This window comes from Nocardioides aequoreus (assembly GCF_000720335.1).
In the GTDB taxonomy this organism is placed as follows: Bacteria; Actinomycetota; Actinomycetes; order Propionibacteriales; family Nocardioidaceae; genus Marmoricola; species Marmoricola aequoreus.
Window position 1 is genome coordinate 107716 of the sequence record NZ_JOJN01000002.1, and the last position, 19663, is coordinate 127378.

Here is a 19663-nt window from a genome sequence, read left to right on the forward strand (position 1 = left end):
GGGGGGCGCGTCGGCCCTGCGGCCGGGCTTCCGCGGGCCACGACGGGGTCAGAGGACGACGACGGAGCGCAGCACGTTGCCGCCGTGCATCGCCTCGAAGGCCGCCTCGACGTCGTCGAGGCCGACCTCCTCGGTGACGAAGGCGTCGAGGTCGAGCCGGCCCTGGCGGTAGAGGTCGACCAGCATCGGGAAGTCGCGCGAGGGCAGGCAGTCGCCGTACCAGCTCGACTTCAGCGCGCCGCCGCGCCCGAAGACGTCGATCAGCGGCAGGTCGGGCACCTTCATGTCGGGCGTGGGGACGCCGACCAGGACGACGGTGCCGGCGAGGTCGCGGGCGTAGAAGGCCTGCTTCCACGTCTCCGGGCGGCCGACCGCCTCGATGACGACGTCGGCGCCCTCGGCGCCGGGGTGCAGCAGGCTGGCGGCGCAGATCTCCTTGATGGCCTCGACCGGGTCGGTCTCCGCGCTGTTGACCGTGTGCGTGGCGCCCAGGCGCTTGGCGGTCTCGAGCTTCCGGTCGTCGATGTCGACGGCGATGATCGTGTCGGCCCCCGCCAGCGCCGAGCCGGCGATCGCGGCGACGCCCACGCCGCCGCAGCCGATCACGGCGACGCTCTTGCCGCGGCCCACGGCGCCGGTGTTGATGGCGGCGCCGATGCCGGCCATCACGCCGCAGCCGAGCAGGCCGACGGCCGCCGGGCGGGCGTCGGGGTCGACCTTGGTGCACTGCCCGCTCGCCACCAGGGTCTTCTCGGCGAAGGCGCCGATCCCCAGGGCGGGGCTCAGCTCGGTGCCGTCCTCGAGCGTCATCTTCTGGGTGGCGTTGAAGGTGGCGAAGCAGTACTGCGGCTCGCCGCGGTTGCAGGCGCGGCAGTCGCCGCAGACCGCGCGCCAGTTGAGGACGACGAAGTCACCGGGCGCGACCTCCGTGACCCCCTCCCCCACGGACTCCACGATCCCGGCCGCCTCGTGGCCGAGCAGGAAGGGGAAGTCGTCGTTGATGCCGCCCTCGCGGTAGTGCAGGTCGGTGTGGCAGACGCCGCAGGCCTGGACCTGCACCACCGCCTCGCCCGGACCGGGGTCCGGCACGGTGATGGTCTCGATGGAGACGGGCTCCCCCTTGGCCTTCGCGACGACGGCCCTGACCTGCTGCGGCATGCGTGTGCTCCCTCTGCTGTGGCGGCCCGCCGTGGCGATGGCGGACTCGTCGTCAACCTACGGGCTACGCCGAGACCTGCTGCACCGGCATGCTCGAGTCGGCCGGCAGGTCCAGCGCCGAGGGCGCCCGCCCGCGCGCCACCATCTCCGCGCCGAGCGCCGCGACCATCGCGCCGTTGTCGGTGCAGAGCCCGGGCCGGGGCACCCGCACCCGGATGCCGTGGGGGGTGGCGCGCTCCTCGGTGATCACCCGGAGCCGGGAGTTGGCGGCCACGCCCCCGCCGAGCAGCACGTCGTCGATGCCCTGGCTCACCGCGGCGTCGACGGCCTTGCGGCTGAGCACGTCGCAGACGGCCTCCTGGAAGGACGCCGCCACGTCGGCGACGGGCACCGGCTCGCCGGAGTCCTCGCGGGCCTGCACCCAGCGCGCGACAGCGGTCTTGAGGCCGGAGAAGGAGAAGTCGAAGCGGTGGCGCTCCAGGTCACGGCGCGAGCTCAGCCCGCGTGGGAAGTCGATGGCCACCGAGCTGCCCGACCGGGCCGCCCGGTCGATGTGCGGGCCGCCGGGGAAGGGCAGGCCGAGCAGCCGCGCGACCTTGTCGAAGGCCTCCCCCGCCGCGTCATCGATGGTGCTGCCCAGCGGCTCGACGCTCGTGGTCACGTCGGCGACCCGCAGCAGGCTGGAGTGCCCGCCGGAGACCAGCAGCGCCAGGCACGGGTCGGGCAGCGCGCCGTGCTCGAGCTGGTCGACGGCGACGTGCGCGGCCAGGTGGTTGACGCCGTACAGCGGCTTGCCGAGGCCGAGCGCCAGCGACTTGGCCGCCGCGACGCCCACCAGCAGCGCGCCCGCGAGACCCGGTCCGGCCGTCACGGCGATCGCGTCGACGTCGTCGAGGCGGACGCCGGCCGTGGCGCAGGCCCGCTCGACCGTCGGGACCATCGCCTCGAGGTGTGCCCGCGAGGCGACCTCCGGCACGACGCCGCCGAAGCGGGCGTGCTCGTCGACCGACGACGCCACCGCGTCGGCGAGCAGCTCGTGACCGCGCACCAGGCCGACGCCGGTCTCGTCGCAGGAGGTCTCGATGCCGAGGACGAGGGGTGAGCTCACGGGAGGATCGTGCCACGCGGGTAGCGTCCGACCCATGGACCTCCTCGACGACGCCCGGGCCATGTCCGACGACCTCGCGCAGCTGCGCCAGCGACTGCACGCGGAGCCGGAGATCGGGCTCGACCTGCCGCGCACCCAGGAGAAGGTGCTGGCCGAGCTCGACGGGCTCGGCTACGAGCTGTCGACCGGCACCGGCACCACGTCGGTCGTCGCGGTGCTGCGCGGCGGGGCCCGTGACGAGGCCGACCCGCGCACGGTGCTGCTGCGCGCCGACATGGACGCGCTCCCCGTCGAGGAGGAGACCGGCCTCGACTTCGCCGCGACCAACGGCGCGATGCACGCCTGCGGCCACGACCTGCACACCGCCTCGCTCGTCGGGGCCGCGCGGCTGCTCTCGACGCACCGCGACCACCTGCGCGGCGACGTGCTCCTGATGTTCCAGCCCGGCGAGGAGGGCTGGGACGGCGCCGGCGTGATGATCGACGAGGGCGTCCTCGACGCCGCCGGACGCCGGGTCGACGCGGCGTACGGCATGCACGTCTTCAGCTCGATGCTCCCCTCGGGCCGCTTCAGCAGCCGCCACGGCGCGATGATGTCGGCCTCGCACGAGCTCGTCGTCACGGTGCGCGGCCAGGGCGGCCACGGGTCGATGCCCTACCGGGCGCGCGACCCGATCGCGGCGATGGCCGAGATCATCACCTCGCTGCAGACGATGGTGACGCGGCGCTTCGACATCTTCGACCCGGTGGTGCTGACCGTCGGCAAGGTGGAGGGCGGCAGCAAGCGCAACATCATCCCTGACACCGCGCGCTTCGAGGCCACGGTGCGGCGCTTCTCCGAGGCCAACCACGACCGGCTCCGCGACGCCATCCACGAGGTCGTGGGCGGGGTGGCGGCGGCGCACGGGCTCGAGGCCGACGTGCTCTTCCGCGACGAGTACCCGCTGACCGTCAACACCGACGACGAGGTCGACTTCGCCGAGGGCGTCGTGCGCGAGGTGCTCGGCGAGGGGCGCTGGGAGCAGATGAAGGACCCCATCGCGGGGTCGGAGGACTTCTCCCGCGTGATCGCCGCCGTGCCCGGCGCCTTCATCGGCATCGGCGCGACCATGCCCGGGCTCGACCCGGCGACCTCACCCACCAACCACAGCCCCCGGGCCGACTTCGACCCGGCGGTGCTGCCCGACGCGGCCGCGACCTACGCCGAGCTGGCCGTGCGCAGGCTCGAGGCGCTCGCCTCCAGCACCAGCGCGGCGGCGCCGTCGGCGTAGTAGCGCTCGCGACGCGCGAGCTCGACGAAGCCCGCGCGGTCGTAGAAGGCGCGCGCCCCCGTGTTGTCCTCGCGCACCTCCAGCAGCACCCGGTCCTCGGGCGCCGCCACGGCGGCCACCTGGGCGAGCAGGGCGGCCGCGACGCCTGAGCGCCGGTGGTCGCGGCGTACGGCGATGCGCTGCAGCTCGACGACGTCGCCGGCATGCGAGCCCACCGCGTGGCCCACCACCTCGCCACCGACCTCGGCGACCAGGTAGCGCACCGTCGGCAGCGTGCCCGAGAGCCCCTCGCGCACGAGTCCCTCGCTCCACGCGTCGCGCCCCAGGCAGGCGCGCTCCAGGTCCGCGACCGCCGTGGCGTCGTCCGGGGTGCCGTCACGCACGTCGACCCGCCTCGTGTGCACGTCCATCCGCCCCAGATGTACACCCATCCGCCCCAGATGCGCGCATGCGAGGCGGGTCGGCGTGCATCTGAGGCGGGTCGGCGTGCAGATGAGGCGGGTCGGCGTGCATTTGAGGCGGGTCGGCGTACATCTGGGGCGGGTCGGGGGCAATCCGGGGAGGGGGCGGGCGCCGAAGGACTCCCATGCCTGGAGACGAGACCACCCGTGACCGTGCCCGCTGGATCGCGGGGTTCGCCGCGGGGCTGCTGGCGGCGCTGGCGGGGGCCGGGGTGGGTCACCTGGTGGCTGCGCTGCTCAACCCGGCCGCCTCGCCCGTGCTCGCCGTGGGCGACCAGGTCATCGACCTGACCCCCACCCCGGTCAAGGTGTGGGCGGTCCGCGAGCTCGGCAGCGCCGACAAGCCGATCCTGATCGGCAGCGTGCTGGCGGTGACGCTCATCCTGGCCGGGGTCGCCGGGGTCATCGCCCGCCGGCGCTTCGGCGCCGGGCTGGTGCTGCTCCTGGTGCTCGTCGGCCTGGCCGGCGCCGCCGCGGTGCTGCAGCCTGCCGCCGGGCCGCTCGACATCCTCCCCGCCGCGGCCACCGCGGTCGTGGGCGCCGCGATGCTGGCCTTCCTGACCCGCGCGGCGTCCACCGCTCGGGGGGGCGGTGGACGCCGCGCGTTCCTCCTCGCTTCCGCCGGTACGGCGCTGCTCGCGGCGGCCGCGGGCGGCGCGGGCCAGTGGATCGTCCGCGCCAAGGACTCCGTGGCCGACCTCGTGCTGCCGCGACCGGCCGAGCCGCTCCCGGCCCAGCCGACCGGTCTCGAGGGCCGCTACGACGTGACGCCGCTGGTGACGCCCAATGAGGACTTCTACCGCGTCGACATCAACCTCACCGTGCCCGTCGTCGACGTCGAGGGCTGGACGCTCACCATCGACGGCGACGTCGAGCAGGAGGTCTCCCTGACCTTCGAGGAGCTCGCCGGCATGGAGGTCGTCGAGCGCGACATCACGATGACCTGCGTCAGCAACGAGGTGGGCGGCAACCTGCTCGGCGGCGCCCGCTGGCTCGGCGTCCCGCTGAGCGCGGTGCTCGAGCGGGCCGGCATCGACGGCACGGGCGCCGACCAGGTGCTCTCCACCTCCGACGACGGCTTCACCCTCTCCACGCCCCTCGACGTCGCGCTCGACCGCACCCTGGTGGTCTTCGGGATGAACGGCGAGCCGCTCCCGCGCGAGCACGGCTTCCCGGTGCGCCTCGTCACGCCCGGCGTCTACGGCTACGTCGGCTCCACCAAGTGGCTCACCCGGCTGACGCTGACCACCTTCGAGGAGGAGGCGGCGTACTGGACCGAGCGGCAGTGGGCCGAGACGGCGCCGATCAAGCTCTCCAGCCGGATCGACACACCGAAGGGACTCGAGCCCGTCGACGCCGGCGAGACCGTCATCGCGGGGGTCGCCTGGGCGCAGCCCCACGGGGTGGCGAAGGTCGAGGTCCGTATCGACGGCGGCGAGTGGCAGCAGGCCCGGCTCGGGCCGGAGGTCAACGCGTCGTACTGGCGGCAGTGGTACCTGCCCTGGGAGGCCGAGTCGGGCAACCACGACGTCGCCGTGCGCGCCACCGACAGCCGGGGCGAGGTGCAGACCGACGAGCGCGCCACCCCCTTCCCCTCGGGCTCCAGCGGCATCCAGCAGATCGTCGTGCGCGTCGCCTGAGCGCGAAAAAAAAACCGACATCGGACCCATCCGGTCACCGACCGGCCCCGAATCCCCATCACCACTGATCGTCAATGAAAAGGGATGACCATGAACAGCACGCTTCGCCGCACGAGCCTCGCCGCTATGGCCCTCACCGTCTCCTTCGGACTCGCCGCGTGCGGCTCCGACGACGAGGCGTCGAGCAGCTCGAGCTCCGAGTCCACCTCCGAGTCGACCCCCAGCGAGGAGTCGAGCCCCACCGAGGAGGCCGCTGCCGAGGGTGAGTTCGGTGCCGCGTGCGCCGACGTCCCCGCCGACGGCCCCGGCTCCTTCCAGGGCATGTCGACCGAGCCGGTCGCCACCGCCGCCAGCGCCAACCCGGTGCTCTCGACCCTGGTCACCGCCGTGGGCGAGGCCGGCCTGGTCGACACGCTGAACACCACCGAGGACATCACCGTCTTCGCGCCCGCCAACGCGGCCTTCGAGGCCGTCGGCGAGGAGGCCGTCAACGGCCTGCTGGCCGACAAGGAGGCGCTCACCAACGTGCTGACCTACCACGTCGTCCCGGGCAAGCTCGCCCCCGAGGACCTGGCCGGCACGCACGAGACCCTCCAGGGCGAGGACGTCACCGTGGAGGGCTCCGGCGAGGAGTTCACCGTGGGTGACGCCGACGCCAACGTCGTCTGCGGCAACGTGCAGACCGCCAACGCGACCGTCTACATCATCGACGGCGTGCTGATGCCGCCGGCCGCGTGACGCATACGTCACCACGGAGCGACGAACGTCTGCCAAGGTTGACGCCGTGACGCATCTCCGGGCCACCGCCCCCGGCTCTCCCGAGGGGGAGTCGGGGGCGGTCTCCGACACCAGCGAGCCGGCAGCGCTGCTCCAGCGCTGCGGCCGGGGCGACGAGGCCGCCTTCGCCGCGCTGTACGACGCCACCTCGCCGCGGGTCTTCGGACTCGTGCTGCGGGTGGTGCGCGACCGCAACCAGGCGGAGGAGGTCACCCAGGAGGTCTTCCTGGAGGTCTGGCGGCACTCGGCCCGGTACGACGCCGCGCGAGGCAGCGCCATCTCGTGGCTGCTCACCATCGCGCACCGTCGCGCCGTCGACCGGGTCCGCTCGGCCGAGGCCAGCACCGCACGCGACACGACGTACCACCAGCAGACGCAGGTCCCGGACCACGACTCCACGGCCGAGGCGGCCCACGCCTCGCTGGAGGCGCACCGGGTCCGCCAGGCCGTGCAGAGCCTGACCGAGGTCCAGCGCGAGGCGCTGGAGCTCGCCTATTTCAGCGGTTACACCCACACCGAGGTCGCAGCCCTGCTCGACCTGCCACTGGGCACCGCGAAGACCAGAATCAGAGACGGACTCATCCGGCTCCGGGACACGATGGGGGTGGGACAGTGAGCGAGTCGCACAACGACGCCATCCACGCGCTGTCCGGTGCCTATGCGGTCGACGCCCTCCACGACGAGGAGCGTCAGGCCTTCGAGCAGCACCTGCAGCGGTGCGCCGAGTGCCAGGAGGAGGTGACCAGCCTCCGCGAGGCCGCGGCGCTGCTCGCCCTCCCCGAGGAGGTGCCGCCGCCCGCCGGGCTGCGTGACGCCGTGCTCGCGGCCGCGGCGCAGGTGCGCCCGCTGCCGCCCGAGGTCGACCAGCCCGCCCCGCGGGCCGAGACCCGGCCGACGCCCGAGTCGGCCACCGTGGTGCCCTTCCGCCGACGGCTCCAGACGCTCGGGAGCCGCTCCCGCCTCGCCCTGGTGGCCGCGGCCGCCGTCGTCGTGACGGCCGCCGGGGTCGGCATCACCCAGCCGTGGGAGCCCGACACCGCGACGTACACCGCGACGGAGCGGGTGCTCGAGGCCCCTGACGCGGCCTCGGTCTCCCAGAGCTTCCCCGACGGCTCCAGCGCCACGGTCACCCGCTCGCCGAGCCAGGGCAAGGCCGTGCTCGAGACCCATGACATGGATCAGCCGCCCTCGGGGCACGTGTTCCAACTGTGGCTGATGGACGACGAGGGCACCGCGCGGCCGGCGGGGACCATGGGCAGCGGGGGCGACCACGAGATGGTGCTCGACGGCGACGCCGCCGAGGCCACGGCCGTCGGGATCACGGTGGAGCCGGAGGGCGGCTCGGAGCAGCCGACCACCGAGCCGATCGCGATGTTCGACCTGGGGGAGGCCCCCGCGTGACCCCGCCCGCCACCGTGGCGGTGGTCGGCTCGGGTGTCGCCGGCCTGCTCGCCGCCCACGTGCTGACGCGCGCGGGCGTGCGCGTGACGCTCTACGAGGCCGACTCCCGGCTCGGGGGCCACGCCGACACCCACGACGTGGAGACGCCGGTCGGCACCCTCGGGGTCGACACCGGCTTCATCGTGCACAACCACCGCACCTACCCCCACCTGCTCCGCCTCTTCGACGAGCTCGGCGTCGAGACGCAGGAGTCGGAGATGTCGATGTCGGTGCGCTGCGAGGAGACCGGCCTGGAGTGGGCCGGCGCGCTGGGCCTGTCGGGCCTCTTCCCGACCTGGCGCAACCTCGCGCGCCCGGCGTACCTGCGGATGCTCACCGAGATCCCGCGCTTCCACCGCCGCGCGCGCCGGCTGCTCCAGCGCACCGACGGCCAGACCCTGCGCCGTCCTGAGGAGCCGAGGGACGAGGCGTCTCGAAGGGACGGCGAGACGCTGCGGGAGTTCCTCGACGCCGGCGGCTACAGCCCGACCTTCCGCACCCACTTCATGGAGTCACTGGTGGCCTGCGTGTGGTCCTGCGACCCGGCGGTCGCGCTCGACTACCCCGCCCGCTACCTCTTCGCCTTCCTGCGCCACCACGGCATGCTCGGCGTCTTCGGCTCCCCCACCTGGCGCACCGTCACCGGCGGCTCGCGCGAGTACGTCGACCGCGTCGCCGCGCGGCTCGCCGAGGTCCGGCTGGGCACCAAGGTGACCTCCGTCGCCGAGACCCCGACCGGCGTCGAGGTCACCGACGGCAACGGCGCCGTGACGGCGTACGACGCCGTCGTGATCGCCACGCACCCGCACCAGGCGCTCGCCGTGCTGGCCGACCCGACGCCGCTGCAGCGCGAGGTGCTCGGGGCGATGCCGTACTCCCGCAACACCGCCCAGCTGCACACCGACACCTCGATCCTGCCGCGCCACCCGCGGGCGCGCTCGTCGTGGAACTACCTGCGCCGTGACCCGGCCGACCACACGGGGACTGTCCTCCCCGTCACCGTCAGCTACGACATGCACCGGCTGCAGCGGCTGCCGGAGCTGCCCGACGGCACCCGCTACGTCGTCACGCTCGGCGGCGAGGACCTGGTCGACCAGGAGCAGGTGCTGGCGACGATGGAGTACGAGCACCCGATCTACACCCCCGAGTCCGTGGCGGCGCAGCGACGGCTGCCCGAGATCGACACCGACCGGGTGGTCCTCGCCGGCGCCTACCACGGCTGGGGCTTCCACGAGGACGGCGCCCGCTCCGGCGTCGCCGCCGCTCGGCGGCTCGGCGTCGAGTGGCCCCACGTGGGGGTCGAGGAGCTGCCGCGCGAGCCCGCGGCGTACGCCACGACCATCCGGCACACCCGCCGGCGCCCCTTCCGCCGCAGCTTCGCGCACCTCTCGCACACCTGGCTCGTCGACCTCGACCACCTGCCGCAGCGACGCCTGCCCCTCCTGACCGGCAGCTTCGAGGCACGTGACCACCTGGGCGACCCGGCGGCGACGCTGAAGGACAACGTCGAGCACTTCCTGCGCCTCCAGGGCGTCGACTGGCAGGGCGGCCGGATCCTCATGGCGGCCAACGCCCGCGCCTGGGGCTGGTGCTTCAACCCGATCAGCGTCTTCTGGTGCCTGCGTCCCGACGGCTCGCAGGCGGCCGTCGTCGTAGAGGTGCACAACACCTACGGCGACCGCCAGGCCTACCTGCTGCACCCCGACGAGCAGGGCCGCGCGCGCACCGAGAAGCAGATGTACGTCTCCCCCTTCCACGGCACCGACGGCTGGTACGACGTCGCGGTGCCGCTCCCGGGCGACCGGCTCCACGTGGCCGTGACCCTGCACACCGACGACGGCGCCACCTTCAGCGCCTCCCTCGACGGTGAGCGCACCGCCACCTCCCCGCTGCGCGCCGCCCCGGCGTCGCTGCGCCACACCCTGCTCATCCACGCCCACGGCGTCTGGCTGTGGGCCCGCCGCCTCGGCGTGCGGCCCCGGCCGGCCCACGCACACCAGGAAGGGGTCCGATGACCACCTACGAGACGCCGCCCGACCTCGCCGCCGCCTGGCCGGGGCTCGACCGCGTGCCCGACGACCTGCGCTCCGACGTCGCCTGGCGGATCGCGCGGCGCATCTTCCACGCCGCGGTCTCCCGGCTCGACGTCAGCGTCCACGAGGGCGGCCAGGTCATCGGGCGGGGCGGCCCCGTCGCCGTGCTGCACCGGCCCGAGGAGTTCTACCGCCGGGTCGGCCGCGACGGCCTGATCGGCTTCGGCGAGGCCTACCTCACCGGCGCCTGGGACGCCGAGGACCTCGGCGGCTTCCTGACCGTGCTCGCCGCCGAGATGCCCCGCCTGGTCCCGGGGTGGATGCAGCGGCTGCGGGCGGCGTACGTGCACCGTCCGCCGGCGATGCACCGCAACACCACCTCCAACACCCGGCAGAACATCGCGCACCACTACGACCTCTCCAACGACCTCTTCCAGCTCTTCCTCGACGAGTCGCTGACCTACTCCTCGGCGCTCTTCGACACCTCGCTGCGCCGCGGGGCCGACGAGCACGGCGGCCACCTCGTCGCCTCCCCTCCCGGCCACGAGGCGGGCGACCTGCACGAGGCGCAGGCGCGCAAGATGGAGCGGCTGCTCGACGAGGCCGGCGTCACCGCCGGCACGCGGGTGCTCGAGATCGGCACCGGCTGGGGCGAGCTGGCCGTGCGCGCCGCGCGTCGCGGCGCGACCGTGCACTCGGTGACGCTGTCGAGCGAGCAGCTCGCGCTGGCCCAGCAGCGCGTCGACGAGGCGGGGCTCGGCGAGCGGGTGACGCTCGAGCTGTGCGACTACCGCGCCGTCACCGGGGAGTACGACGCCGTGGTCTCGATCGAGATGATCGAGGCGGTCGGCCACGAGTACTGGTCGACCTACTTCCGCACGCTCGACGCCCGGCTCGCGCCCGGCGGCCGCGCGGTGGTGCAGGCGATCACGATGCCGCACGACCGGATGCTGGCGACCAAGAGCACCTTCACCTGGATCAACAAGTACATCTTCCCGGGCGGCTTCCTGCCGTCGGTGCAGGCCGTCCACGAGATCACCTCCGCCGACACCTCGCTGCGCCTGGTCGACCGGCTCGGCTTCGGCACCCACTACGCCGAGACGCTGGCGCGCTGGGACGCCGCCTTCCTCGCGGCCCGCGAGCAGGTGCTGGCGCTCGGCTTCGACGACGTCTTCGTGCGGATGTGGCACTTCTACCTGGAGTACTCCCGCGCCGGCTTCGCCTCGCGCTACCTCGACGTGCAGCAGCTCGTGCTCGCCCGGCCCGAGGAGCAGCTGTGAGCGCCGCGACGCCGGTGGCCACGCGGCTGGCCGACGCGCTCGCGCCCTTCGTCGGGGGCGAGCTCCCGGTGCGGCTGCGCTGCTGGGACGGCTCGGAGGCCGGGCCGGCCGACGCCCCGCTGGTCGAGCTCCACTCCCCCGACGCCGTACGCCGCCTGGTGTGGTCGCCCGGTGAGCTCGGCGCCGCCCAGGCCTACGTCACCGGCGAGCTCGAGGTGCGCCACGACCTCGACGACGCGCTGACCCACGTCTGGTCGGTCGTCGCCGAGCGCGGCCTCTCCGGCGTCCGCCCCTCGCCGAAGGCCTTCGCCCGGGCGATCCGGGCCGCCGTCGGCGTGGGCGCGCTGCGCCCCGGCCGCCCGCCGGCTCCCCCGGCGTCGCAGGCCCGGCTGCGTGGCCGGCTGCACAGCAAGCTCCGCGACCGCAGCGCCATCAGCCACCACTACGACCTCTCCAACGACTTCTACGCCCAGATCCTCGAGCCGCAGATGGCCTACTCCTGCGGCTACCACGCCTCGCCCGAGGTGAGCGTGGAGGAGGCGCAGCGGGCCAAGCTCGACCTGGTGTGCACCAAGCTCGGCCTCGAGCCGGGCAGCCGCTTCCTCGACGTGGGCTGCGGCTGGGGGTCGCTGTCGCTGCACGCCGCGCAGCACTTCGGTGCCGACGTCGTCGGCGTCACCATCTCGGCGGAGCAGAAGGCCTTCATCGACGCCCGGGTCGCCGAGCGCGGTCTGCAGGACCGCGTCGACATCCGGCTGCAGGACTACCGCGAGATCCCCGAGGCGGCCTCCGGTGACGGCCACTTCGACGCCGTCGGCTCGCTCGAGATGGGCGAGCACGTGGGCGAGCGCAACTACACGACGTACGCCCGGGTGCTCCGCGACGCCGTGCGCCCCGGAGGGCGCGTGCTGGTGCAGCAGATGTCGCGCTCCGGGGGCCGCAAGGGCCACCCCGGCGGCGGCCCCTTCATCGAGTCCTTCATCGCCCCCGACATGCACATGCGTCCCGTCGGCGAGACCGTCGGCCACCTCGAGCGCGCCGGCCTGGAGGTGCGGGACGTGCACGCGATGCGCGAGCACTACGTGCTGACGGTCGCGGGCTGGCTGGAGAACTTCGAGAAGCACCAGGACCGGCTGCGGGAGCTGGTCGGCGAGGAGGTGCTCCGCGTGTGGCGGCTCTACCTCGTCGGCGGCGCGATGGCCTTCCGCGACGGGCGGATGGGCGTCGACCAGATCCTCATGGTGCGGCCGGGTGCCGCCCACACGCTGCCCGCTGTGCGAGGCTGCTGAGGTGCTCGCCTCCATGCTGGCCGCGGCGGCTGCCGCGGCCCTGACGATCCTGGTCACGATGGCCGTGGCCCGACGCCAGGGCCGTGTCGTCGTCGTCGACGTCGCGTGGGGTGCGGGCTTCGTCGTCATCGCCCTGGCCTGCGCCCTGGTCGGCGACGAGCCGGTCCGGTGGCTGCTGCTCGCGATGGTGGGGCTGTGGGGGCTGCGGCTCGCCCGCCACGTGCTGCAGCGCGTGCTGGCGACCGACGAGGAGGACCCGCGCTACGCCGCCCTCCTGGAGGGCAAGCCCTGGTCCTTCGCGGTCACCCGGGTCTTCCTGACCCAGGGCGTCGCGATGTGGTTCGTCTCCCTGCCGGTGCAGGTGGCGGCCGTCTCCCCCACGCGCTGGTGGTGGGTGGTCGCCGTCGGCGTGGTCGTCTGGGCCGTCGGGCTGGTCTTCGAGACCGTCGGCGACGCCCAGCTCGCGGCCTACCGGAGCCGCCCGCGCGAGTCGCGGCCGAAGGTCATGGACCAGGGGCTCTGGCGCTACACCCGCCACCCCAACTACTTCGGCGACGCCTGCGTCTGGTGGGGCGTCTGGCTGGTCGGCGTGGGCGCCGGCTGGGTGGGCCTGGCGACGGTGCTCTCCCCGCTCGCGATGACCTACTTCCTGGTCTTCGCCACCGGGGCGAGGCTCCTCGAGCGCACCATGATGAAGCGCGAGGGCTACCCGGAGTACGCCGCCCGCACCTCGATGTTCTTCCCGCTGCCGCCGAAGCGGCAGCCGGCCGGCGTCAGCTGACCCGCTTGGGGCGACCGGGCTCGGCCGCGTCGGGACGCCGCAGGTAGAGCGGCTCGGCCGGCAGCAGCTCGACCTCGCCCCCCTGCACCACCTCGGCCATCACCGCAGCCGACGGGTGCTCCGGGCCGGTCGCGCCTGGGAAGGCGTCGGGGTAGAGCGCACCGCCGCGACCCACGACCCTGCCGTGCAGCCGCGCGTCCTCCGGGCGCACGACCTCGGGCCCCCACACGCGCCGTCCGCCGCCGTACGACGCCAGGTAGACCTCCTTGCGCCGCGCGTCGGTCACCACGGTGAGCTCGTCGCCGCCCTCCCGGGCGGCCTCGGCGGCGATCACGTCGAGCGTGCAGACGCCGTGCACGGCGAGGCCGCGCGTGAGCGCGAGCATCCGGGCCGTCACGAGGCCCACCCGCAGCCCCGTGAAGGGCCCCGGGCCCACCCCCACGGCCACGCCGTCGAGGTCGGCCACGGTGGCGCCGGCCTCGGCCAGCACCCGCTCGATGCCCGGAGCCAGCATCTCGCCGTGCCGCATCGCCTCGTCGGCGTCGTACGCCGCCACGACGCGGTCGCCGTCGTGCAGCGCGACGGTCACGCGGGAGGTGGCGGTGTCGAAGGCCAGCAGCATCGGGCGTTCCTTCCTAGAAGTGCAGGTCGCGCCAGCGCGGGCCGACCGGGGTGAGGGTCAGGGTGCGGCTGTCGTCGTCGTGCCGGGCCAGGTGCAGCTGCAGCCGGCTGTGCGCGAGGCCCTCGGCCTTGCCCTCGCCCCACTCCACCACGGTGATCGCCTGGTCGACGTCGGTGTCGAGGTCGAGGTCGTCGAGCTCGAGCTCGTCGTCGAGGCGGTAGGCGTCGACGTGCACCAGGGGCGCGCCACCCTGCGTCGAGGGGTGCACCCGGGAGATCACGAAGGTGGGCGAGGTGACCTGGCCGCGCACGGCCAGCCCGGTCCCGATCCCCTGCGTCAGCGTGGTCTTGCCGGCCCCGAGGTCGCCGGTGAGGATGACCACGTCGCCCGGCCGCAGCAGCCCCGCCAGCCAGCCACCGAAGTCGCGGGTGTCGTCGGCCGTGGGCAGGGTGCGGGTCACCGGCAGCAGCCGCAGCATGGTCAGGCGGTTGCCGTTGCGGCCCGACTCGACGTAGCCCATCCGGCGCCAGAACTGCACGGTCCTGGGGAGCTCGACGCGTGCCTCCAGCTCGACGCCGCCGCAGTGTCGCTCGGCGGCGATCTCGAAGGCGCGGCTGGCCAGCTGGGCGGCGACGCCCAGCCCCCGCACGCTGCCGAGCACGCCGACCCGGCGCAGCCCGAGCATCCGGCCACGCTCCTCGAAGAGCAGCGCGCCCACGTGGCGTCCCTCGTGGATCACCAGCAGCCCGCCGTTGGCGTCGAGAGCCTTCCTGATGCTCTCCTCGGTCTCCTCCAGCGCGGTCGCCGGCGGGTCGAGGGGCGGACGGTTGGCGAAGGCCTCGTGCACCACCGACAGCACGTCGGCCGCCCGCGACCCGTCGACCTCGAGGATCTGCAGCTCGGTCACAGCCTCGTGACCGCCTCGGCCAGCGACGCGATCTCGCGGCTGACCACCTCGTGCTCCTCGAAGATCACCAGGTGGCCGGCGCCCTCGCACTCGACCAGCCGGGCGCCGTCGATCCGGGAGGCGAGCTTGCGGCTGTGGCCGATCGAGGTGACCCGGTCGGCGGTGCCGCCGATCACGGTGGTCGGCACCTTCGCGAGCACCTCGATGCCGTCGTAGCGGTCGAGCTTGCCGAACTCGGGGAAGAAGCCGGCCAGCACCTCGTACGGCGTACCGGCCAGCATCTCGTCGAGGAACTCCACCTCGGCGGGGCTCGGCTTGCGGCCGAAGGCGTAGCGCTCGGCGACGAGGAAGCCGATGTTGGAGCCGTTGCGGCGCGCGGAGTCGACCAGCTCGGGGGCCTTGGACAGCGCGGCGACGACGCGGGGCGCGACCAGCTGGCCCAGGCCGTCGGGGATCAGGCGCGACAGCGTGCGGTGGGGCCGCAGCCCGCCGGCCGTGGTCGAGATCAGGCCCACGGCGCCCACGCGCTCGGCGAAGAGCGTCGGGTGCTCCTGCACGAAGGAGATCACCGACATGCCGCCCATCGAGTGACCGACCACGGTCACCTTGCCGGAGGTGACCTGGGTGATCACCGAGGCGAGGTCCTTGCCGCACTGGTCGATGGTCTCGTTGCCCGCGGCGCGCGGGGAGCGCCCGTGCGAGCGCTGGTCGTAGAGCACCACCCGGTGGCTGCCGCGCAGCGCCTGGCGCTGGAAGTGCCAGCAGTCGAGGTTGAGCGCGAAGCCGTGCACGAGCACCACGGTCGGGGCGTCGGGGTCGCCCCCGAAGTCCTCGGGCTCGTCGACCTCCACGTGCAGCACGGCGCCGTCGGTGCACGTCACCTGGCGCGCCTTGGCCCGCAACGTGCCGTAGCTGTCGGCCTCGTCGGCCCCGGTGTGGCGGGCCTTGACGACGCGCCGCTCCACGAGCACCCCCGTGGCCAGGGCTGCTGCCGTGGCCACGGCACCGCCGCCGACCCACGCCCACGAGCGTCTGCTCACTCCTGCTCCTCCCCCGTCCAGGTGCGGTGCTGACGACCGCGCATCCGCGCGACGATCTCGTAGTCGATGGTCCCGCACCAGCGCGCCCACTCGGTCGCGGTGGGCTCTCCGTGGACGCCGGCGCCGAAGAGCACCACCTCGTCGCCGGCCTGGGCCTCCGGCGCCGCGACGACGAGCTGGTCCATGCAGACCCGACCCACGACCGGCGCCCGCGCTCCCCCGAGCAGCACCTCCGCGCGCGAGGAGGCGTGTCGCGGGATGCCATCGGCGTACCCGAGCGGCACCAGCGCCACCCGCATGCCCTCGGTGGCGTGGGCGGTGTGGCCGTAGGAGATGCCGTCGCCCGCGTGGAGGTCCTTGGCGATCACCACGCGCGCGCGCACCGTCATGGCCGGCACCAGCCCCAGCTCGCTGCCGGAGACCACGTCGGGAGCGGGGCTGAAGCCGTAGACGGCGATGCCCAGGCGCACCAGGTCGTGCCGCGCGGCCGGGTGGAGCAGCGCGCCGGCGGAGTTGGCGAGGTGGCACACCTCGGGCTCCAGCCCGACGTCGCGCACCAGCGCCACCCCGTCGGCGAAGGCGTCGAGCTGCGACTGGTTGGCCGGGTGGGCGGGCTCGTCGGCGCACGCGAGGTGCGACCAGAGCCCGGTCACGACGACGTCGCCCTCGTCCTGGGCGTGCTTGGCGCCGGTGGCGAGGGCTAGCCAGTCCTCGCGGGGCGCGCCGCCGCGCGAGAGACCGGTGTCGAGCTTGAGCTGCAGCCGGGCGGGGCGACCCGCCTCGCGGGCTCCTCGCACGACCTCCTCCAGCTGGGCGACGGAGTAGGCCGTCACGTCGACGTCGGCGCTGACCAGGGGCGCGAAGTCCTGCCCAGGCGCCGCCAGCCAGCACAGCAGCCGTCCGCCGTCGCCCGCGGCGCGCAGCTCCAGCGCCTCCTCGGGCGTGGCGACGCCCAGCCACTGCGCGCCGGCCTGCCGGGCCGCGCGGGCCACCTGGCGCATGCCGTGGCCGTAGCCGTCGGCCTTGACCACGACCATGACCTGGCCGGCGGAGCCGGGCTCGGTGCCCCAGACGAGCTCGCGCAGGCGGCGCACGTTGTGCCGCACGGCCCCGAGGTCGACCTCGATCTCGGCGCGGGGGCTGGTCGTGAGACCGGGGGCGGGGACGTCCATGGCGGCACCATGCTCCCACCCCGGTGGGGTCAGAGCAGCAGCCGCCGCACCGTCGTGGGCACGGCGTCGGCCACGGCTCCCGCGCGAAGCGGGCCGCCGTCGCTGACCAGCGTCGCGGCGGCGCCGTGGAGCCACGAGCCCACCGACGCCGCGTCGAAGGGGTCGAGACCCCCCGCCAGCAGCGAGCCGATGATCCCGGCCAGCACGTCGCCGGCGCCCGCGACGGCGAGCCAGGGCACGCCGCTGGTGGTCACGCGGACCGCGCCGTCGGGACGGGCCACCAGCGTGTGGCGGCCCTTCAGCAGCACGGTGGCGCCGTACGTCGCTGCTGCGCGACGCGCGACGGCCAGCCCGTCGGCCTCGACCTCGGCGCGCTCGAGGTCGAGCATCCGGGCCAGCTCGCCGGCGTGCGGCGTCAGCACCAGCTCGCCGCCGTGCGTCCGGACGTGCTGCAGGGCGTCGGCGTCGACGACCGTGGGCACGCCGTCGGCGAGCGCGTCGGCCAGCGCCTGCTCGGCGTCGGCGTCGCCGCCGGAGCCCACCACCCACGCCTGCACCCGGCCCCCGCCGACCACGACCTCGGGGTGGGCCGCGCGCACCGCGTCGGCGGCAGCGCCGGCGTACCGCACCATGCCGGCGAGGCCCGTCGCCGCACCCGCCGTGCACAGCACCGCCGCCCCGGGGTAGGCGTCGCTGCCGGCGCGGACGCCGACGACGCCGCGGGTGTACTTGTGGTCGACGCCGCCCGGTCGCGGCAGCAGCGCGGCCACGTCGGTGGCCTGCAGCGCGGTGACCGCCGCGTCCGGCAGGTCGAGACCGAGGTCGACGAGGTGCACCACGCCGGCCGCCTCGGCCGCGGGGTCGACGAGGTGGGCCACCTTGTGGGTGCCGAAGGTGACGGTGAGGTCGGCCCGCACGTGGTCGCCATCGACGCGGCCGGAGTCGACGTCGACCCCGGAGGGCACGTCGACCGCCACGACCGGCACGCCGGGGTGCTGGGCCAGCGCCTCGACCGCCTCCGGCCGCAGACCGGGCCGCCCGCCGATGCCGACGACGCCGTCGACGACGACGTCCGGGCGCGACGACTCCGTCGCCGTCACGACCCGACCACCGCGGGCCCGCAGCGCCGCGAGCCCCTCGGCGTGCGCGTGCTCGGAGAGCAGCACCGCCTCCACCGAGGCGCCACGTCGCGCGAGCACCGCCCCCGCCCACAGCGCGTCGCCGCCGTTGTCGCCGCCCCCCACCAGCAGCAGCACGCGCGCGCCGTACGTCGCCCCCAGCAGGTCGGCGATCGCCGTCGCCAGCCCCGTCGCGGCGCGCTGCATCAGCGCCCCTTCGGGCAACCCCCGCATCAGGTCCGCCTCCGCGTCTCGCACCTGCTGCACGGTGTGGGCTGCTCGCATGTGCCCACGGTAGGTGGCGCGGGTCACCAGGTCTCGAGACGGTCGCTGCGCGACCTCCTCGACCACCCGAGCCGCTGGTGGTCGAGGAAGGCGCGCCGAGCGCGCTCCGGGTGGTCGAGGAAGGCGCGCCGAGCGCGGTCCGGGTGGTCGAGGAAGGCGCGCCGAGCGCGGTCCGGGTGGTCGAGGAAGGCGCGCAGCGCCTGTCTCGAGACCCCCCGGGTCACCTACTCCGCGCATCCCTCGTACTCGCCCCGCCGCCGGTTGCCGTGGTGCGAGCGGGAGGCGAGGTCGGGCAGCGCGCTCCGGGTGGTCGAGGAAGGCGCGCAGCGCCTGTCTCGAGACCCCTCGAGGCCACCTACTCCGCGCACCCCTCGTACTCGCCCCGCCGCCGGTTGCCGTGGTGCGAGCGGGAGGCGAGGTCGGGCAGCGCGTCGAAGTCGCCGCGGATCAACGCCAGCCGCTTGGCGCGGCCCCACTTCCGGACCTGCTTCTCGAAGGCGAAGGCCTCGGGGATGGTCTCGAACTCGGCGGACCACACGAGCCTGACGGGCAGCCGAGTGCGGGTCCGGATCGCGCCCAGGCCCTGCTGGTGCTGGTGCAGCCGCGCCATCAGGTCGGTCGTGCTGCCGACGTAGAGGGATCCGTCGCTGCACTCCAGGAGGTAGGTCCAGGCCATCCACGGATCGTGCGCGACGACGCGGACGGAGCGGTGGTTCGTGGGCGGCGCTGTGGAGGGCGGCGTGCCCGGGGGGACCTGTGGACGGCGCGTGGTCGTCTCACCGGGTCTCGAGACGGTCGCTGCGCGACCTCCTCGACCACCCGGGGTCCGGGCCGCCGACCAAGGGCACGAAGAGCGGCCCGCGTGGTCGTCTCACCGGGTCTCGAGACGGTCGCTGCGCGACCTCCTCGACCACCCGGGGGCCGGCCGGCTCACGACTCGAGGACGCAGAAGGCGAGGGCGCGGGAGGCGTCGTGGGAGAGCGAGAGGTGGGTGCGGCGTACGCCGAGGGCCTCGGCGCGGGCGGCGACGCTGCCGCGGAGCAGGTACGACGGCGCACCGGCGGCGTCGGTGACCACCTCGGCGTCGTGCCACGCGAGGCCGCCGGGGGCGCCGAGCGCCTTCGCCAGCGCCTCCTTGGCGGCGAAGCGGACGGCGAGCGACTCCGGCGCCAGGACCGCCTCGGCCGGTGTGAAGACCCGCTCGCGCAGCGTCGGGGTGCGCTCCAGGGAGGCGGCGAAGCGGTCGAGCGAGACGACGTCGGTGCCGACGCCGACGATCACG

The 19663-nt window shown here is 74.4% G+C and carries 20 protein-coding genes; 9 read left to right on the forward strand and 11 right to left on the reverse strand.

What is annotated here, in order from left to right; genetic code table 11:
• Window positions 1–48 precede the first annotated feature (48 nt).
• Window positions 49–1158: an S-(hydroxymethyl)mycothiol dehydrogenase gene (locus IG63_RS0103050; RefSeq protein WP_030482910.1), complete on the reverse strand. Its 1110-nt coding sequence runs from the start codon at window positions 1156–1158 to the stop codon at window positions 49–51.
• A 64-nt stretch (window positions 1159–1222) separates the two neighbouring features.
• Window positions 1223–2266, reverse strand: coding sequence for a tRNA (adenosine(37)-N6)-threonylcarbamoyltransferase complex transferase subunit TsaD (gene tsaD / locus IG63_RS0103055; RefSeq protein WP_030482911.1), 1044 nt, complete (start codon window positions 2264–2266; stop codon window positions 1223–1225).
• A 34-nt stretch (window positions 2267–2300) separates the two neighbouring features.
• Between tsaD and IG63_RS0103060 the strand changes: the two genes are divergently transcribed.
• A complete protein-coding gene (locus IG63_RS0103060) occupies window positions 2301–3536 on the forward strand; it encodes a M20 metallopeptidase family protein (protein ID WP_030482912.1) in 1236 nt (411 codons plus the stop codon).
• Here IG63_RS0103060 and IG63_RS0103065 read toward each other — a convergent pair.
• The gene (locus IG63_RS0103065; RefSeq protein WP_030482913.1) at window positions 3464–3946 is read right to left on the reverse strand and encodes a GNAT family N-acetyltransferase; all 483 of its coding nucleotides are present in this window, start codon (window positions 3944–3946) and stop codon (window positions 3464–3466) included. The two genes, IG63_RS0103060 and IG63_RS0103065, sit on opposite strands and share 73 nt — an antisense overlap.
• Window positions 3947–4122: 176 nt before the next feature.
• Here IG63_RS0103065 and IG63_RS0103070 point away from each other — a divergent pair, with 176 nt between their 5' ends.
• From IG63_RS0103070 to IG63_RS0103105, 8 genes are all read left to right on the forward strand, one after another.
• Window positions 4123–5637 (forward strand): molybdopterin-dependent oxidoreductase, encoded by a 1515-nt coding sequence (locus tag IG63_RS0103070; protein WP_051706106.1) that lies wholly within the window; start codon window positions 4123–4125, stop codon window positions 5635–5637.
• Window positions 5638–5763: 126 nt separating this feature from the next.
• Window positions 5764–6375, forward strand: coding sequence for a fasciclin domain-containing protein (locus IG63_RS0103075; protein ID WP_245604283.1), 612 nt, complete (start codon window positions 5764–5766; stop codon window positions 6373–6375).
• A gap of 46 nt (window positions 6376–6421) precedes the next feature.
• Window positions 6422–7030, forward strand: a complete 609-nt coding sequence (sigK, locus tag IG63_RS0103080; RefSeq protein WP_030482916.1) for an ECF RNA polymerase sigma factor SigK — start codon at window positions 6422–6424, stop codon at window positions 7028–7030.
• Window positions 7027–7815, forward strand: coding sequence for an anti-sigma factor (locus IG63_RS0103085; RefSeq protein ID WP_030482917.1), 789 nt, complete (start codon window positions 7027–7029; stop codon window positions 7813–7815). The genes sigK and IG63_RS0103085 overlap by 4 nt, the downstream gene beginning before the upstream one ends.
• Window positions 7812–9869 (forward strand): FAD-dependent oxidoreductase, encoded by a 2058-nt coding sequence (locus IG63_RS0103090; protein ID WP_030482918.1) that lies wholly within the window; start codon window positions 7812–7814, stop codon window positions 9867–9869. Before IG63_RS0103085 ends, IG63_RS0103090 begins: the two co-directional genes overlap by 4 nt.
• Window positions 9866–11167, forward strand: coding sequence for an SAM-dependent methyltransferase (locus tag IG63_RS0103095; protein ID WP_030482919.1), 1302 nt, complete (start codon window positions 9866–9868; stop codon window positions 11165–11167). Before IG63_RS0103090 ends, IG63_RS0103095 begins: the two co-directional genes overlap by 4 nt.
• Window positions 11164–12456: an SAM-dependent methyltransferase gene (locus IG63_RS0103100; RefSeq protein ID WP_030482920.1), complete on the forward strand. Its 1293-nt coding sequence runs from the start codon at window positions 11164–11166 to the stop codon at window positions 12454–12456. The genes IG63_RS0103095 and IG63_RS0103100 overlap by 4 nt, the downstream gene beginning before the upstream one ends.
• A 1-nt stretch (window position 12457) precedes the next feature.
• Window positions 12458–13237, forward strand: coding sequence for a DUF1295 domain-containing protein (locus IG63_RS0103105; RefSeq protein ID WP_245604285.1), 780 nt, complete (start codon window positions 12458–12460; stop codon window positions 13235–13237).
• Here IG63_RS0103105 and tsaB read toward each other — a convergent pair.
• From tsaB to IG63_RS0103145, 8 genes are all read right to left on the reverse strand, one after another.
• Window positions 13230–13859, reverse strand: coding sequence for a tRNA (adenosine(37)-N6)-threonylcarbamoyltransferase complex dimerization subunit type 1 TsaB (tsaB, locus tag IG63_RS0103110; RefSeq protein ID WP_030482922.1), 630 nt, complete (start codon window positions 13857–13859; stop codon window positions 13230–13232). The genes IG63_RS0103105 and tsaB overlap by 8 nt on opposite strands.
• Before the next feature lie 13 nt (window positions 13860–13872).
• Window positions 13873–14766 carry a tRNA (adenosine(37)-N6)-threonylcarbamoyltransferase complex ATPase subunit type 1 TsaE gene (gene tsaE / locus IG63_RS22525; protein ID WP_030482923.1) on the reverse strand — a complete coding sequence of 298 codons (894 nt, stop codon included), beginning with the start codon at window positions 14764–14766 and terminating at the stop codon, window positions 13873–13875.
• A complete protein-coding gene (locus tag IG63_RS20370) occupies window positions 14763–15806 on the reverse strand; it encodes an alpha/beta fold hydrolase (RefSeq protein ID WP_036194354.1) in 1044 nt (347 codons plus the stop codon). The genes tsaE and IG63_RS20370 overlap by 4 nt, the downstream gene beginning before the upstream one ends.
• Window positions 15803–16978: an alanine racemase gene (gene alr / locus IG63_RS0103125; RefSeq protein WP_036194356.1), complete on the reverse strand. Its 1176-nt coding sequence runs from the start codon at window positions 16976–16978 to the stop codon at window positions 15803–15805. Before alr ends, IG63_RS20370 begins: the two co-directional genes overlap by 4 nt.
• 29 nt (window positions 16979–17007) lie before the next feature.
• Entirely contained in the window at window positions 17008–18381 is a 1374-nt protein-coding gene (locus IG63_RS0103130; protein WP_030482926.1) for a bifunctional ADP-dependent NAD(P)H-hydrate dehydratase/NAD(P)H-hydrate epimerase, read from the reverse strand.
• A 23-nt stretch (window positions 18382–18404) separates the two neighbouring features.
• Window positions 18405–18605 carry a hypothetical protein gene (locus IG63_RS0103135; RefSeq protein WP_030482927.1) on the reverse strand — a complete coding sequence of 67 codons (201 nt, stop codon included), beginning with the start codon at window positions 18603–18605 and terminating at the stop codon, window positions 18405–18407.
• A gap of 131 nt (window positions 18606–18736) precedes the next feature.
• A complete protein-coding gene (locus IG63_RS0103140) occupies window positions 18737–19057 on the reverse strand; it encodes a GIY-YIG nuclease family protein (protein WP_030482928.1) in 321 nt (106 codons plus the stop codon).
• A 254-nt stretch (window positions 19058–19311) separates the two neighbouring features.
• A complete protein-coding gene (locus IG63_RS0103145) occupies window positions 19312–19662 on the reverse strand; it encodes a holo-ACP synthase (RefSeq protein WP_030482929.1) in 351 nt (116 codons plus the stop codon).
• Between the last annotated feature and the right edge of the window lies 1 nt (window position 19663).

Bases quoted from the DNA above. Each gene is read 5' to 3' on its own strand.
- IG63_RS0103140 (WP_030482928.1), bottom strand. From the start codon at position 19,057: ATGGCCTGGACCTACCTCCTGGAGTGCAGCGACGGATCCCTCTACGTC.
- IG63_RS0103130 (WP_030482926.1), bottom strand. From the start codon at position 18,381: ATGCGAGCAGCCCACACCGTGCAGCAGGTGCGAGACGCGGAGGCGGAC.
- IG63_RS0103075 (WP_245604283.1), top strand. From the start codon at position 5,764: ATGGCCCTCACCGTCTCCTTCGGACTCGCCGCGTGCGGCTCCGACGAC.
- IG63_RS0103050 (WP_030482910.1), bottom strand. From the start codon at position 1,158: ATGCCGCAGCAGGTCAGGGCCGTCGTCGCGAAGGCCAAGGGGGAGCCC.
- IG63_RS0103095 (WP_030482919.1), top strand. From the start codon at position 9,866: ATGACCACCTACGAGACGCCGCCCGACCTCGCCGCCGCCTGGCCGGGG.
- IG63_RS0103065 (WP_030482913.1), bottom strand. From the start codon at position 3,946: ATGGACGTGCACACGAGGCGGGTCGACGTGCGTGACGGCACCCCGGAC.
- alr (WP_036194356.1), bottom strand. From the start codon at position 16,978: ATGGACGTCCCCGCCCCCGGTCTCACGACCAGCCCCCGCGCCGAGATC.
- IG63_RS0103070 (WP_051706106.1), top strand. From the start codon at position 4,123: ATGCCTGGAGACGAGACCACCCGTGACCGTGCCCGCTGGATCGCGGGG.
- tsaB (WP_030482922.1), bottom strand. From the start codon at position 13,859: ATGCTGCTGGCCTTCGACACCGCCACCTCCCGCGTGACCGTCGCGCTG.
- IG63_RS0103060 (WP_030482912.1), top strand. From the start codon at position 2,301: ATGGACCTCCTCGACGACGCCCGGGCCATGTCCGACGACCTCGCGCAG.